Genomic DNA, 12,456 nt, shown 5'->3' with positions numbered 1-12,456 from the left:
TTAGATCAGATTTGTAGAATTGCGAGTCGTACATTGAAGAATAACGCAATAAGAAGGCTGAGATGGTCTCTCTTATTCAATTAGTTTAATTCGATATATTTTCCAGCGTTATAGAATACGTAGGTTCGGCAATCGGCTCCCGGAACACCCTTTTCCAATTTGTGACGCATTTGGGGCATAACAATATCTCTCGTCGTTTGGCCCCGTGGCTCTCGTCCGTGTCAGAGACTTAAAGACCGTCATCGCTCCGAATTCCGATAGCCATGCCGATCCCCGTTGGAAGCATTCACCGGGTCTTGGCTAACAGCCTTCAACAGGAGCCTATCACCATGTCCACGGACATATCATCCACACGCACGACGAACACCATTGTCCACTTCTCCGTCCCTTTCGCGCTGCCCGATCTTGTTGGTGAGATTCATCCGGCGGGCGATTACAAGATCGAGCAGGATGAAGAGCCGATCGAAGGCCTGTCCTGGCTTGCCTACCGCCGTATCGCAACCTACATCCACCTGCCGTCGATAGAGCAAGGGAACCGTTTGCGCAGGATCGTCCGAATCGAGCCGACGGCGCTCGCTGATCTCCTGGCAGCGACTGATGCGACGCAGAAGTCTTCCCGATGAACATCGTCCGATAACTGTGAGTTAGGGCTTGAGCGGATCTATTACCTAGGCTCGGAGATGGCCTCCAAGGTACGATCGAGCCGCGATCTAGTGGTCTGGTCTGCGGCTGACAGGCGCTGCCGAGCCTCAGGAGGTTAAGGATGAAGCGGTGACTGCCAAAATACTTGAGATTGCGCTCGGCCGGCGAGCATCTCGCGAGTGTGCAACAAGCGCGGCAAAGCGGTCGCCTGAACAGACAGCTCGTGACCTCTATGCGATAACTAGTTGCGTTCCGGCGGGTTACACGTCCGCTGTCCTCGCGCAGCGATGCTAGTGTTCGCCAGCCCCATGGATAGCTTTGTTAACAGTACGTCCGGCCCAATCAATTGGCACTGGTTATATGCGCCTTTGCCGGGCGCCCCGTCGAGCGAGTTTGCTTCCAGCGCGACCAGCGCATGCTCTAGTCGCATCATCGCTCGGTGCAACAGGCAGATGACCGTTGGTCCTGGCTCAGTTTAGAGCACCCCCATAGTCGAAGGTGATCAGGATACCTTGCGACGAGGTATCGTAAACACTGTCGATCTTGATGCCTTGAGCCTGAAGTTCCAGCACGCGATTTTGAAATTCAAGGGATTTCAATTGCTGGCCGGCCTGCAGAATGGCGCCGTCAAATCTGATGTCGAGCCGCTCGCCTTCCGTATGGAATGCCCCGGCTCCGCCGTCTCTGATGAGCTCGACACCGTTTCTCGTGATCTTTATCGTTCCAATATGAAGTTCCCCCAGAGCGGCGTGCTTGCCGACGATGACATCGATGACGTCGTCCGCCAGAAGCGACAGCAAGGCGTTCTTTGCCTTTTGCTGTACTTCCCGACGCTCCGCGTTTGCCCGGTCGGACGCTTTTTGCAGTTCAACCTCTCTTTGAGCCCGAGCTTTTCTGACCGTCGCTGCAACACGCGCTCTCAAATTCACCGAGTTGTTTTGGGCTGGTTCGATGGGCAAGCTCGTGACAGGCGATTCAGCGGCGTATGAACCTTCGGAAATATGCTTCAAAAGTGGGCTATCCAATGCGGGGGATTTCATGATTGCTTGTCCTTGTCAGAGGAAATCTTGAATTCCGGAGCAGCAAACTGCGCCTCCGCAAGCACTGCCTCCTGCGTCCCTGAGGCACCCATTTTGAGAAAGAGCCGTTCGGCCTCCACGTCGCTCAATCGGTATTTCCTGGCGAACTCGTAGACGGACGCTCGCGGTCCGACCAAACATGGCTGCACGACTTCGAACTTGATCATAGCGAATTTTCCTCATGGTCTGAAACGGGTTGCGAAGGAAGTGCCGGCGCAGAGCGGCATGCGGACGCCGTCATTTAAGATCACGGCCTGTAAGCGGGCCGGGATCGGCAGCAACACGCTCTCACGTCGCGTGTTCCAGCATCCTCGATCAGCGAGCGCTCCAAATGACGTTTTTCTATTCGGAAACGGCTGTCCCGTTCCAACCAGACCAACTCGGTATCCGACCAGCGTGGTGACGAAACACGGGTTTCTGAAGTGGACGGGATAGCATGCTTGGGTTGGACTAGCTCACATAAAGGCAGGCCAGTCCAACGCCAAATATTGAACAACAGGCCTCAACGCGAGTCATAGCCAATCTACATCGATGACATCTCATCCAGCAGATTTTGTGACAGTTCGCTGATCGCCACCTCTGCTTCCTCCAGCGTCCAGCCGGCGCTTTCAGCGCGTTTTGCCAGACCCGCCAGCGCCGGCGCCAGATTGCCGCCGGCCGCCCGCGCGATATTGTCGGGAGTCAGCCCCTTGGCCAAATCGAAAAAGGCCGGTTCGAGAGCTTCCTGGCAGCCAATATCCCTGTCGGGATATGGTCCGGCCCGTTGAGGTCTATTCAATATCAACACATGGCCCTCATCTCACGCTGCGGTTCCTTCCAGGGCGAAGGGTAGGCCAGCATTGACCGGGATGGCGCGAGACCGGTCAACATTGATGACCGCTTGTTTGGCAAGATGCCGCTCAAGGACCTCAAGGATCTCGCCGTCGACCGTCTGATCGAATTTTCGGGCGAAGAGATTTGAGCTTGCTTTGAGGTCAGCCGCATCTGTGCGCTGATACGTCCGGGGACGCAGCTTGATGTCATCATCGGCAATCCAGTCGATCATCCGCAGATCATCACTGGTGATCTCGCTTTCGATCGCGCAATTCATCATCACCGTCTGAAAGAACCCCTCGTCGGGGATCAGGGTGTTTTCGTAGAACGCCTTGTAGCGGTCGACGCTCCGGTCATGGCAGACGAACTCGCAGAAAGCCCTCGTGACGATCATCCACTGATTGCCGATATAGGGTGTGGCGGCAGTCAGAAACGGTCTTGAACGCGCGGTACGCTGAATGCTCTCCTCCAGTTCGACCACGTACTCGCTGACGCGATGCATCGTATCCGGGCGATGCTTATCCTGGTCCAGCACCTTGATGAATTCTCGATCGAGATTTGCATTGAGATAGGCCATGATTTGGGTTTGAGGCTTCAGTGGAAAATCTTGACCGCTGAGGTTGATGAAGTGGCTCCATTCACCCATTTCCAGCAGGCGTTCCATGCCACGCAGCTCCGCGTCCACCAGACTGTAGCCACCCCAAATGGCCTTTTCGCTTCTGATCATATCTGCGTTCGAATAGGGGCGTAGGAAGTCTCGGATTTCGCCTTCGAGATCGGTGCCTGAGTTCTTGTCGACATGCACGACATAGTGGTTCCGAGCGTTATAGATTGCCCTGAACAGGCGTTTGAATTGGTCGGGATAGCGGTGAACCAGGATCAAATAGCCAATCATGCGTTGGCTCCACCAGTTACAAGCATTTCAAGGCTTGGGGCGGTATACAACATCATCGCTTCGATCCTTTCAGAATCGCGCCGGGCGGCGAACAGCAAGGCTGATCGGCCGACATCTTCTTTGGTTCGGGAGTCTGGGCGAAAGCTCTGGAGGCGCGCGGCGACTCCAATCACAAATCCCAATGTCGTCTGATGGGGATGATGGGCTCCGATCGGTCGGAGCCCTGTGTCGCAAATTACTTGCGAACTTCCCGAAGGAAGATTGTTACATCATACCGCCCATACCACCCATGTCAGGCATACCGCCGCCGGCAGCATCTTTCTTGGGAAGCTCAGCAATCATGGCTTCCGTCGTCACCAGAAGGCCGGCAACCGAAGCCGCGTTCTGCAAGGCGGTGCGCACAACTTTTACCGGATCGACAATACCGAAGGCGATCATGTCGCCATATTCAGACGTCTGAGCATTGTAGCCGAAGTTGTCGGTATTGCTTTCCAGGATTTTGCCGACCACGATCGAACCTTCGTCACCGGCGTTTTCGGCAATCTGGCGAACCAGCGACTGAAGCGCTTTGCGGATGATCGCTATACCGGCGTTCTGGTCGTCGTTCTCGCCCTTGATATCGAGGACGATGGAAGCGCGCAGGAGAGCTGTGCCACCGCCTGGAACGATGCCTTCTTCGACAGCCGCGCGCGTGGCGTTGAGCGCGTCATCGATGCGATCCTTCTTTTCCTTGACTTCAATTTCCGTCGCGCCGCCAACGCGGATTACGGCAACCCCACCTGAAAGCTTGGCAAGGCGTTCCTGCAGCTTTTCCTTGTCGTAGTCCGAGGTGGTTTCCTCGATCTGGGCTTTGATCTGGGCTACGCGGCCTTCGATGTCGGCCTTCGTGCCGGCCCCATCAACGACGGTGGTATTTTCCTTGGTGATCGAGACCTTTTTGACACGGCCCAGCATTTCAAGCGTGACATTTTCGAGCTTGATACCGAGATCTTCGGAGATCACGGTACCGCCCGTCAGGATCGCGAGGTCTTCCAACATGGCTTTGCGGCGGTCGCCGAAGCCCGGAGCCTTGACGGCAGCGATCTTCAAGCCACCACGCAGTTTGTTGACGACGAGCGTTGCCAGGGCTTCGCCTTCCACATCTTCCGAGATTATCACCAGCGGCTTGCCAGTCTGCACGACGGCTTCGAGGATCGGCAGCATCGCCTGGAGATTGGAAAGCTTCTTTTCGTGCAGCAGCACGTACGCGTCTTCCAGCTCAGCCACCATCTTTTCGGCGTTGGTGACAAAATAAGGGCTCAGATATCCGCGGTCGAACTGCATGCCTTCGACGACTTCGAGCTCGGTTTCGGCGGTCTTGGCTTCCTCGACTGTAATCACACCCTCGTTGCCGACCTTCTGCATCGCATCGGCGATGTACTGGCCGATTTCCTTCTCGCCGTTGGCCGAGATCGTGCCGACCTGAGCGATTTCTTCCGAGGTGTTGATCTTCCTGGCCTTTGCAAGCAGGTCCTTGACCACGGCGGCGACAGCAAGATCGATGCCACGCTTCAGGTCCATAGGGTTCATGCCAGCTGCAACGGCCTTGCCGCCTTCGCGGACGATAGCCTGGGCAAGAACAGTCGCGGTCGTGGTGCCGTCACCAGCGACGTCGTTGGTCTTTGACGCCACTTCACGCACCATTTGGGCGCCCATATTCTCGAACTTGTCGTCCAGTTCGATTTCCTTTGCGACCGCCACTCCATCCTTGGTGATACGCGGCGCGCCATAGGATTTATCGATCACCACATTGCGGCCCTTAGGGCCAAGCGTGACCTTCACTGCATCGGCAAGTATATCGACGCCGCGCAGCAGCTTTTCGCGGGCATCACGGCCGAATTTGATTTGTTTGGCAGACATGGAAAACTCCCGGGCTGATGCCCAATGGTCGTCATAAAAGAGAAATAGCGATGTAGCAGACGATCAGGCGATAACGCCCATGACATCTGTTTCCTTCATGATCAGCAGGTCTTCGCCGTTGAACTTGATCTCGGTGCCGGACCATTTGCCGAACAGGATGCGATCGCCCGCTTTGACGTCGAGAGGCAGGATCTTGCCGCTCTCGTCACGTACACCGGCGCCAACGGCGACGATTTCGCCTTCCTGTGGCTTTTCCTTGGCGGTATCCGGAATGATGATGCCGCCCTTGGACTTGGCTTCAGCCTCGATGCGGCGCACGACGACACGGTCGTGCAACGGCCGAAAAATGGTCTTAATCATTTTGGAGTTCCTCAACGAGAACGCGGCCCAATGTCCGATCTCGATATGCCTTCTTAGCAGTCTTACGTCGAGAGTGCTAGCAATCATTCTAGTATTGATAGTGCCAAGATCGGCGTCTGGTGGACGAACTGGGAACCGGACCCCAACCGGCACCTCGTCAAGGATACGCCTATGTCTTGGTTTGAATGGCTGCAAACAGAGAGGAGCCTCGGAATCGATCAGATCCGGGCGCCACCCGTCGCATCAATCATCTGTCCCGTCGTCCAACGCGCATCGTACGATGCAAGGAAGGCGATGACGTCGGCGACATCCTCCGCCCGTCCGACACGTGAGAAGACCGAGAGTGCTTCGGCGCCAGCGCGCGCGTCTGGTGATGCCAGCCACTCGGCATTCATATCCGTCTCCGTCACACCCGGCAGCACGGCATTGACCGTAATCCCGCGAGCTGCAAATTCAGGTGCCAGCGCCAGTGTCAATGTCTCCAGCGCCCCCTTGGAGGCTGCGTAGGCCGGATGCGTCGGCGCGGCGATCCGCGTAAACCCAGTCGAGACATTGATGACGCGACCGTTGTCACGAATGTGGTCGGCCACTGCCTGGATCAAGAAGAACGGCGCCTTGTAGTTAATCGTCATCACCTCGTCGAAAGCGGCTTCGCTCGTCTGCTTCAATGACAGTGCGGGCGCGATGCCGGCATTGTTCACCAGAATGTCCAGACCGGACGAGCCCGTTTCGCTACGCGCAGCTTCGGTGAACTGCGCCCAGAGGCTCTCGGCCGCGTCCTTGCCCTGTCTGAGATCGGCCTTCACGGCGACGGCCTTGACGCCGAGCGCCTCGATGTCGCGTACGGTGGCATCGGCCGCATCCGCGTTGGCGGTGTAGTGCACGCCGATTAGCGCGGCACCCTCCTTCGCAAACGCAAGGGCGGCTGCCCGGCCGATACCGCGCGAACTTCCGGTGACGAGGGCTATCTTGTCTGCGAGTCTCTGGGACATGGATCACTCCGTTGCTAAATTAAATAGTGATCCCTATAATAAGAGCGGAAAAACGACTGTCAATAGTTTAATAGGGATCACTATTTTAATGGAGAAGCCAGTCCGCAAACGAGGCAGACCGCGGGTGCTGGATCGCGACGTCGGGCTCGACATCGCGGCACGGCTGTTCTGGGAACGCGGCTACGAAGGAACATCGACCGCCGACCTCACGAAGGCCATGGGGATCAATCCGCCCACTCTCTATTCGACCTTCGGCTCCAAGGAAGAATTGTATCGTCAGGCGCTCGACTTCAGCATTGCCCGTGAAAACAGTCGCCGGTCGGAAATCCTGCAATCAAGTCTTCCCGTCTACGAAGCCCTGAGCCTTTACCTTTACGATATCGCTGACGGTGACACCCAGCCGGACAAGCCGCGGGGCTGCATGGTCTCGACGGCCGTCCTGCAGCATGCGGAAGAGAATGCGTCCGTCGCGCGGATGACGGCATCATTGCGCGAGACGTCGATGCAGACTCTTAAAACCCGGTTTGACCGTGCCGTCGAGGATGGTGAATTGCCGGCGCAAACCGATACCGATACGCTCGCGCGCTTCTATGGGGCGATCATCCAGGGGATGTCCGCCCAGGCCTGCGACGGCGCCTGCAATGCCCTGTTGAAACGGATGATCGATCTCGCACTCACGGCTTGGCCGGGAAAAAAGCGAAGATCTCGACAGTCTGAATTCGGAGCAGTTGAACGGATTCGAACAAACGACCTGTTATCAGATCCCTCAGCAATCGACGTCGCCGTGACGAAAGAGAAATGACCCATTTGGGAACGGTCGCTTCCGAAATGGTAAAGCTGAAAGCCGACTCTTCCCATTCGGGGTAGCCGAACTGCAGGGACGACGAACGGAGCAGTGGCCCTTACTTCACCGTGATGGCCAAACCGCTGAGATCGGCGTTGACTTGCAGGCCGACTTGCTTGCCTGAGAGTTCGAGCTGGGCGCCCTTGTCATTGGTCATGACGATTACCTGGGCACCTTTGCCGACCGCGCCGCCACCGCCTGCCGCACCGTAAACACCCGTCACATCTCGGGCGCGGCGTATGTGGCGAACGGTACCATGGAAATAGGTCTTGGAAGCCCCGAAGGCGAGGCCGCCCGAGATGCCGCCGACAGAGACCGGATAGTGGCGACCATGGAAGGTCAGCGTGCCCTCGCCTCCAGAACCACCCACAAAGAAGGCAGCCTTGTAGACTGAGAATCTGATGGTACCGCTGTCGGCATGCGCGGAGCCGGCAACGCTGATTCCTGCTGCAGCGATTACCGCAGCCGCGACTGAACGAAATCTCGACGAATTCTTCATGATGCGGGTCTCCTCAAATCTAGGCTTAACCGGCCAGGAGGGCACGTCAGCGTCAAAGTCACAGCTCAGTCTCGCCCGTCATTAGTTCCAAACACCCGGCCACAATCCAACTGCGAGAAGGCCACGAAACAAGGCGGATGGCAACATAGTTTAGGTGACGGGGCCGGTGCGCAACGCTCGCTCACTCAGGATTGCCTGCCCAAGGGGCATGCTCGAAGCTGTAACATTTAACAACCCACAGCCTTAGACCTTCGGCTGCGAGTCCTGCCCCTGGCGCCCCCTCCTGAACTCCGATCTCATGGTCATGATCTATTTCACGAGCGATACGCACTTCGGAGACTCGCGGGTTCTTCGCATCGATCGCCGTCCCTTTCTCAATATGGGAGCGCACGACGCCGCACTGATCGATTATTGGAACGAGACTGTCGGTGCAGATGATGACGTGTGGCATCTCGGAGACTTCATATCCCCGCGAGCGGGTCCGAGCGAGGACCTGCTGTGTCGGCTGAACGGAAGAAAGCACCTGATCATCGGCAACAACGATCCGAGCTCGACGATGACGGCACGTGGCTGGGAGAGCGTCCAGCACTATGCTGAACTCCGGATCGACAGCAACCTCCTGATTCTGTGTCACTACGCGTTCCGGACATGGAACCAGATGGGCAAGAAATCGATCAACCTACATGGCCACTCGCACGGAAGGCTGAAACCGCAGCCACGACAGTTCGACGTCGGGGTCGACGTCCTTGACTTCCGCCCGGTCACGCTTGAGACGATCCTGACAGCACGCAGGATATTTCCGAGATCGGCTCGGCTGGTCGCCCCGGTTCGGAAAACCGGGATCTGAATTAATCGCGAGCCGCCGCCGGCCAGTCGTTGGCGGGTTCTTCAACGCCGCTACTGTCGGCGGCAGGATCCGGATCGAGTTCCAATGCCGCCCGGAGCCGACTGACTTCTTGGATGATCGCTTCGAAGACATCCTCCTGCTTGGCCCCGATCACCACGAAGCCGTCGACAAGTTCTTCCACCTTGGCCCCGAGCTGTGCTTTCCATTCGGGCTGGCTCATTTCGTCTTCCTCCTCTTCTTGACGGGTTCGTCCTGCAGTTCGATCCAAACCGGCGCATGGTCGCTGGTGTGGTCCCAGCCGCGGACGTGCTTGTCGACCTCCGCCTTCACGAGGCGAGACGCGGCCCCCGAACTAAGAAGGAAATGATCGATGCGAAGTCCGGCGTCGCGCGCGTAGGCGTTTCGGAAGTAATCCCAGAACGTATAGATCCGTTCGTCCGGGTGCAGGTGGCGGAGTGCGTCCGTCCAGCCTTGATCGACGAGAGCCTTGTAAGCCTGCCGGACTTCGACACGGAACAGAGCGTCGTTTGTCCAGCGCTCCGGCTTGTAGACGTCGAGTTCGGTCGGCATCACGTTGTAATCGCCGACTAAGGTGACAGGCACGTCCAGGTCCAGCAGTTCGGCCGCGTAATCGTGGAGGCGCTTGAACCAACGGAGCTTGTAGTCAAATTTAGGCCCCGGATACGGATTGCCGTTCGGCAGATACAGGCCACCGATGACAATCCCGTTGACGAGAGCCTCGATATAGCGGCTGTGCTCGTCCTCCGGTTCGCCTGGCAGGCCCTTTCGTGTCAAATGCGGTTCCTGCCCCTTCGTCAAAATGGCCACGCCATTCCAGGATTTCTGCCCCTGCCAGACGGCGCCATAGCCAGCCGCCTCGATCGCCTTGATCGGAAACTTGTCCTGTGGGGCTTTAAGCTCCTGAAGGCAGACCACGTCCGGCTGGGCCTCGGCCAGCCAGCGGAGGATGACTTCGAGCCTGCCGTTAACGCCGTTGACGTTGTAGGTCGCGATCTTCACGGGTCAGTGGCGACCGATTTCCGTCTCAACTTTCTTGCGTGAATTGCCCGCGCTCTTCACGGCCTTCTTGACGGTGTCTTTCGACACACCTTCCTTCTTCGCCTCGTATTTGACCTCATGGTCCTGACCGCCGGCGACTTTTGCACGATCCTGTGCGCGACCTCGGGATGTGGTTGCCATCTTGCTGCCTCCAGTTGATTCCGATCAGCGGAAAACGGGCGTCGAATCAAGAAGTTCCACTAGCGACACCTTCGTTCGCGCGAACCCGCTTGGGCGCCACCTTAGACGTTCATCGCTACGCACAGAGAGATGCAGGAAGCCGGCATGGTCGGCGCTGCCGATCAAAGTTGTCGCAACTACGAAAGCTGGTTTTCGACTCTCGAAGGGGCGGGCGCCCTCGAGGTGGCTAACATTTTCGCGCGTCTCGAAGCCTCCAATGCGATTGAACGCGAACACGGCTTCGGAGCCGCGCTGGATCTCAATCATCGCTACGTGCAGCAACTCATAGAGTGGGATCAACTTGGTGCCGAGCGGCATCCTCGGCGCAACAATCGGAGCGTTTTTGGGGAGTGAGTATCGCAGCGGATGAGCCCGACTAGGAACGCAGGCAAGTTCCGGGCATGGGTGCGCGGAAAACGAACGCAGCGGCAGTCAGAGTTTATAGGAGAACATAACAATAGGCTCGGCTGCGGCGCCTCGACCTTCGTAGAGGGCGCGAGCGGCATCGTTCTCGGTGTCTGTAACGATCCACACCTGGTGACATCCCAGCGTTTTGCCACACGCAAAGACATCGTCGACAAGGCGTCGCGCGACACCACGTCGCTGGAAAGCGGGAGCCACTCCCAGATTGTCGATGTAAACATCCGACGCTTGATCGGGGTGGCAATGAACGTAGGCCGCGACCTGTCCGATGACCTGCTTTCCGTAAACCGCAAGGATCATCAGGTGCCCCGGCAACTCCAAATAGGTGGCAAGCCGCTGGGGGCTAATTTCCTCGTCAAAAACCTCTTCCGCGATGTTCTCAAGCAGCCAAGCGGTATCTGGGGTGAGTCGACACGTTGTGATGACTTCCGGCATCGCTCAATGAATCCTATGTGAGAAGCCAGCAAGATGCTAAGGAAATAACGCGCCGACTGCAACCGGCCATAGACCGAGGTGACGGACTTTACAGCGTCGTTAGGTCTGCATTATCCGCCGAAACTCGCAGTGGAGCATCAGCATCATAAATTATGTATCGGGAAGTTGAAGCTACGCAGGAACAGCTTTCGACAACGACCCCAAATTGGCGATGGTTCTGGACTCAACGAAGCAGGAAAATTCGGGGCTCCAGCCGCGAACGTGGCCGCCGCAAACTCCACGGGGATTTTGCTTTTCTGATCGCCGATCCCGAGCTTGCCGGCAAACAACCGCGGCGGGTCGGTCGGTCCGAAAGCGTACAGGAACCAGACGGATCCTCTATCGTTATTGCGTCGGGACCGCGCGAAAGAGGCCTGCGCTCGCAAGCCTCTCAACATCGCCCGCCCCTCGCGCGGTCTCGTCTTTTCCCTCTTTCGCTCAATTGCCCCGTTTCGCGGGGCGCTTTTGCTGCTCTTATCCGCACAAGAACAGTAGAACAGTCCTCTCGTTCCGTCCGCTCCACAGACCGTCATCTACCTCAAATTATATCAGAAACAGGTCGCGGCGCCGCCGTCCGACTTAGGTCCGTCTTTCCCTCAGCGCCAGGCGGTGTAGATTCTCCTGATCCTTGTTGAAAGGACACCAGGGAGGTTCGTTGTAGCCCTGACTCCAGTCAGAACCTCCCTGGTGAAGTATTATCGATCCATGTCGGACTTTTGTTCGAGATAATGGAAATTCGGCTGGGTTGCTTACGCACTCGCGCTACGACGGGGCGGTTGGTTCCAACGAGGGATACTCACTCTCGGCGTCTGTTTACGGAGAAGGTGAATTGGGCCTGCTTGCCGATATCGCAATTGATGTTGATGACCTCGAACGACTACAGGCCATCATCACTGACGCTTGCAATGAGCTGAAGGTTGCTCCAGACCACCACGATCTCGTCGCGCGGATCCTAGACATGCATTCGCAGGGTTGCTCTCCGACGGCGATCCTAGAAAATCTTCGGGTTCAGTTCGGGAACTGCAATGGCGAGGGGCACAAATGCGCTCGCGTCCATCATTGAGGACAGCGCTTTCTTTGCATTTTTGATGATGGAAGGTCCGGTAGTCGCTTTCCAACACCCCGTTGAACCACGGTTAGAGCAGCGATATCCGCCTCATCGGCCGCGCACACAAGCGCTTCCCGGAATTGTTCCGGAGCAATTTTTCCACTAATTGCGTCGCCGCACGTCTTAACGGCAGCCGCATATTCCTCGCTCGTCGGAAGCCCCGTCTTTGATCAGGAGATGCGCGCCCTCGCCCAGCGTCCGCACGAGAAACCATGCCTCATCTCGGCGGCACTCGGCGCTGCCCCACGTTGCTCTGGCCGCTCTGATCTGTGATCGCCTATCCATGGACGAACAAAGGGAGTTTCTCCGCCTTGGTGTCACAAGGGAAAGTGATGTGGCTCG

Annotated in this window: 15 protein-coding genes and 2 pseudogenes; 4 read left to right on the top strand and 13 right to left on the bottom strand. The window is 57.2% G+C overall.

Features of this window, described 5'->3' with window-relative positions; all coding sequences use genetic code 11:
- Positions 1 to 329: 329 nt before the first annotated feature.
- Positions 330 to 623, top strand: coding sequence for a hypothetical protein (locus RLEG4DRAFT_RS04235; protein ID WP_003575481.1), 294 nt, complete (start codon positions 330 to 332; stop codon positions 621 to 623).
- A gap of 489 nt (positions 624 to 1,112) precedes the next feature.
- Here the strand turns inward: RLEG4DRAFT_RS04235 and RLEG4DRAFT_RS38445 are convergent, their stop codons facing one another.
- From RLEG4DRAFT_RS38445 to RLEG4DRAFT_RS04200, 7 genes are all read right to left on the bottom strand, one after another.
- Positions 1,113 to 1,682, bottom strand: a complete 570-nt coding sequence (locus RLEG4DRAFT_RS38445; RefSeq protein ID WP_003575478.1) for a hypothetical protein — start codon at positions 1,680 to 1,682, stop codon at positions 1,113 to 1,115.
- Positions 1,679 to 1,888, bottom strand: coding sequence for a hypothetical protein (locus RLEG4DRAFT_RS04225; RefSeq protein ID WP_003575476.1), 210 nt, complete (start codon positions 1,886 to 1,888; stop codon positions 1,679 to 1,681). The genes RLEG4DRAFT_RS38445 and RLEG4DRAFT_RS04225 overlap by 4 nt, the downstream gene beginning before the upstream one ends.
- Positions 1,889 to 2,244: 356 nt before the next feature.
- Entirely contained in the window at positions 2,245 to 2,508 is a 264-nt protein-coding gene (locus tag RLEG4DRAFT_RS04220; RefSeq protein WP_003575474.1) for a hypothetical protein, read from the bottom strand.
- 12 nt (positions 2,509 to 2,520) lie between these two features.
- Positions 2,521 to 3,417, bottom strand: coding sequence for a beta-1,6-N-acetylglucosaminyltransferase (locus RLEG4DRAFT_RS04215; protein ID WP_210161321.1), 897 nt, complete (start codon positions 3,415 to 3,417; stop codon positions 2,521 to 2,523).
- Positions 3,418 to 3,693: 276 nt separating this feature from the next.
- Positions 3,694 to 5,328 carry a chaperonin GroEL gene (gene groL / locus RLEG4DRAFT_RS04210; RefSeq protein ID WP_003575470.1) on the bottom strand — a complete coding sequence of 545 codons (1,635 nt, stop codon included), beginning with the start codon at positions 5,326 to 5,328 and terminating at the stop codon, positions 3,694 to 3,696.
- A 63-nt stretch (positions 5,329 to 5,391) separates the two neighbouring features.
- Entirely contained in the window at positions 5,392 to 5,688 is a 297-nt protein-coding gene (locus RLEG4DRAFT_RS04205) for a co-chaperone GroES (RefSeq protein ID WP_003575468.1), read from the bottom strand.
- A 218-nt stretch (positions 5,689 to 5,906) separates the two neighbouring features.
- A complete protein-coding gene (locus tag RLEG4DRAFT_RS04200; RefSeq protein WP_003575466.1) occupies positions 5,907 to 6,680 on the bottom strand; it encodes an SDR family oxidoreductase in 774 nt (257 codons plus the stop codon).
- 88 nt (positions 6,681 to 6,768) lie between these two features.
- On the opposite strand from RLEG4DRAFT_RS04200, the pseudogene RLEG4DRAFT_RS04195 reads away from it, so the two are divergent.
- Positions 6,769 to 7,377: pseudogene (locus tag RLEG4DRAFT_RS04195) on the top strand (TetR/AcrR family transcriptional regulator); the annotation flags it as partial.
- 205 nt (positions 7,378 to 7,582) lie between these two features.
- Here the strand turns inward: RLEG4DRAFT_RS04195 and RLEG4DRAFT_RS04190 are convergent.
- The gene (locus RLEG4DRAFT_RS04190; protein WP_003575462.1) at positions 7,583 to 8,023 is read right to left on the bottom strand and encodes a hypothetical protein; all 441 of its coding nucleotides are present in this window, start codon (positions 8,021 to 8,023) and stop codon (positions 7,583 to 7,585) included.
- A gap of 304 nt (positions 8,024 to 8,327) precedes the next feature.
- Between RLEG4DRAFT_RS04190 and RLEG4DRAFT_RS04185 the strand changes: the two genes are divergently transcribed.
- Positions 8,328 to 8,870 carry a hydrolase gene (locus RLEG4DRAFT_RS04185; protein ID WP_037093424.1) on the top strand — a complete coding sequence of 181 codons (543 nt, stop codon included), beginning with the start codon at positions 8,328 to 8,330 and terminating at the stop codon, positions 8,868 to 8,870.
- Position 8,871: 1 nt separating this feature from the next.
- Here the strand turns inward: RLEG4DRAFT_RS04185 and RLEG4DRAFT_RS04180 are convergent, their stop codons facing one another.
- The 3 genes from RLEG4DRAFT_RS04180 to RLEG4DRAFT_RS38440 are packed head-to-tail and all read right to left on the bottom strand — an operon-like array spanning position 8,872 to position 10,070.
- A complete protein-coding gene (locus tag RLEG4DRAFT_RS04180) occupies positions 8,872 to 9,090 on the bottom strand; it encodes a hypothetical protein (protein WP_003575458.1) in 219 nt (72 codons plus the stop codon).
- Positions 9,087 to 9,890, bottom strand: a complete 804-nt coding sequence (gene xth / locus RLEG4DRAFT_RS04175; protein WP_003575457.1) for an exodeoxyribonuclease III — start codon at positions 9,888 to 9,890, stop codon at positions 9,087 to 9,089. The genes RLEG4DRAFT_RS04180 and xth overlap by 4 nt, the downstream gene beginning before the upstream one ends.
- Positions 9,891 to 9,893: 3 nt before the next feature.
- Complete coding sequence (locus RLEG4DRAFT_RS38440) at positions 9,894 to 10,070, bottom strand: DUF3606 domain-containing protein (RefSeq protein ID WP_003575455.1); 177 nt, start codon at positions 10,068 to 10,070, stop codon at positions 9,894 to 9,896.
- A 144-nt stretch (positions 10,071 to 10,214) separates the two neighbouring features.
- Here RLEG4DRAFT_RS38440 and RLEG4DRAFT_RS04170 point away from each other — a divergent pair, with 144 nt between their 5' ends.
- On the top strand, positions 10,215 to 10,463 hold the full coding sequence (locus RLEG4DRAFT_RS04170) for a hypothetical protein (protein ID WP_003575454.1): 249 nt from the start codon (positions 10,215 to 10,217) through the stop codon (positions 10,461 to 10,463).
- 78 nt (positions 10,464 to 10,541) lie between these two features.
- Here the strand turns inward: RLEG4DRAFT_RS04170 and RLEG4DRAFT_RS04165 are convergent, their stop codons facing one another.
- A complete protein-coding gene (locus tag RLEG4DRAFT_RS04165; protein ID WP_003575451.1) occupies positions 10,542 to 10,967 on the bottom strand; it encodes a GNAT family N-acetyltransferase in 426 nt (141 codons plus the stop codon).
- Between the two features lie 1,095 nt (positions 10,968 to 12,062).
- Positions 12,063 to 12,321: pseudogene (locus RLEG4DRAFT_RS38435) on the bottom strand (DUF982 domain-containing protein); the annotation flags it as partial.
- Positions 12,322 to 12,456 lie beyond the last annotated feature (135 nt).

This window comes from Rhizobium leguminosarum bv. trifolii WSM2297 (genome assembly GCF_000271845.1).
Note: the sequence above shows the minus strand (reverse complement) of the source record. Positions and strands in the feature narration are given on the sequence as shown.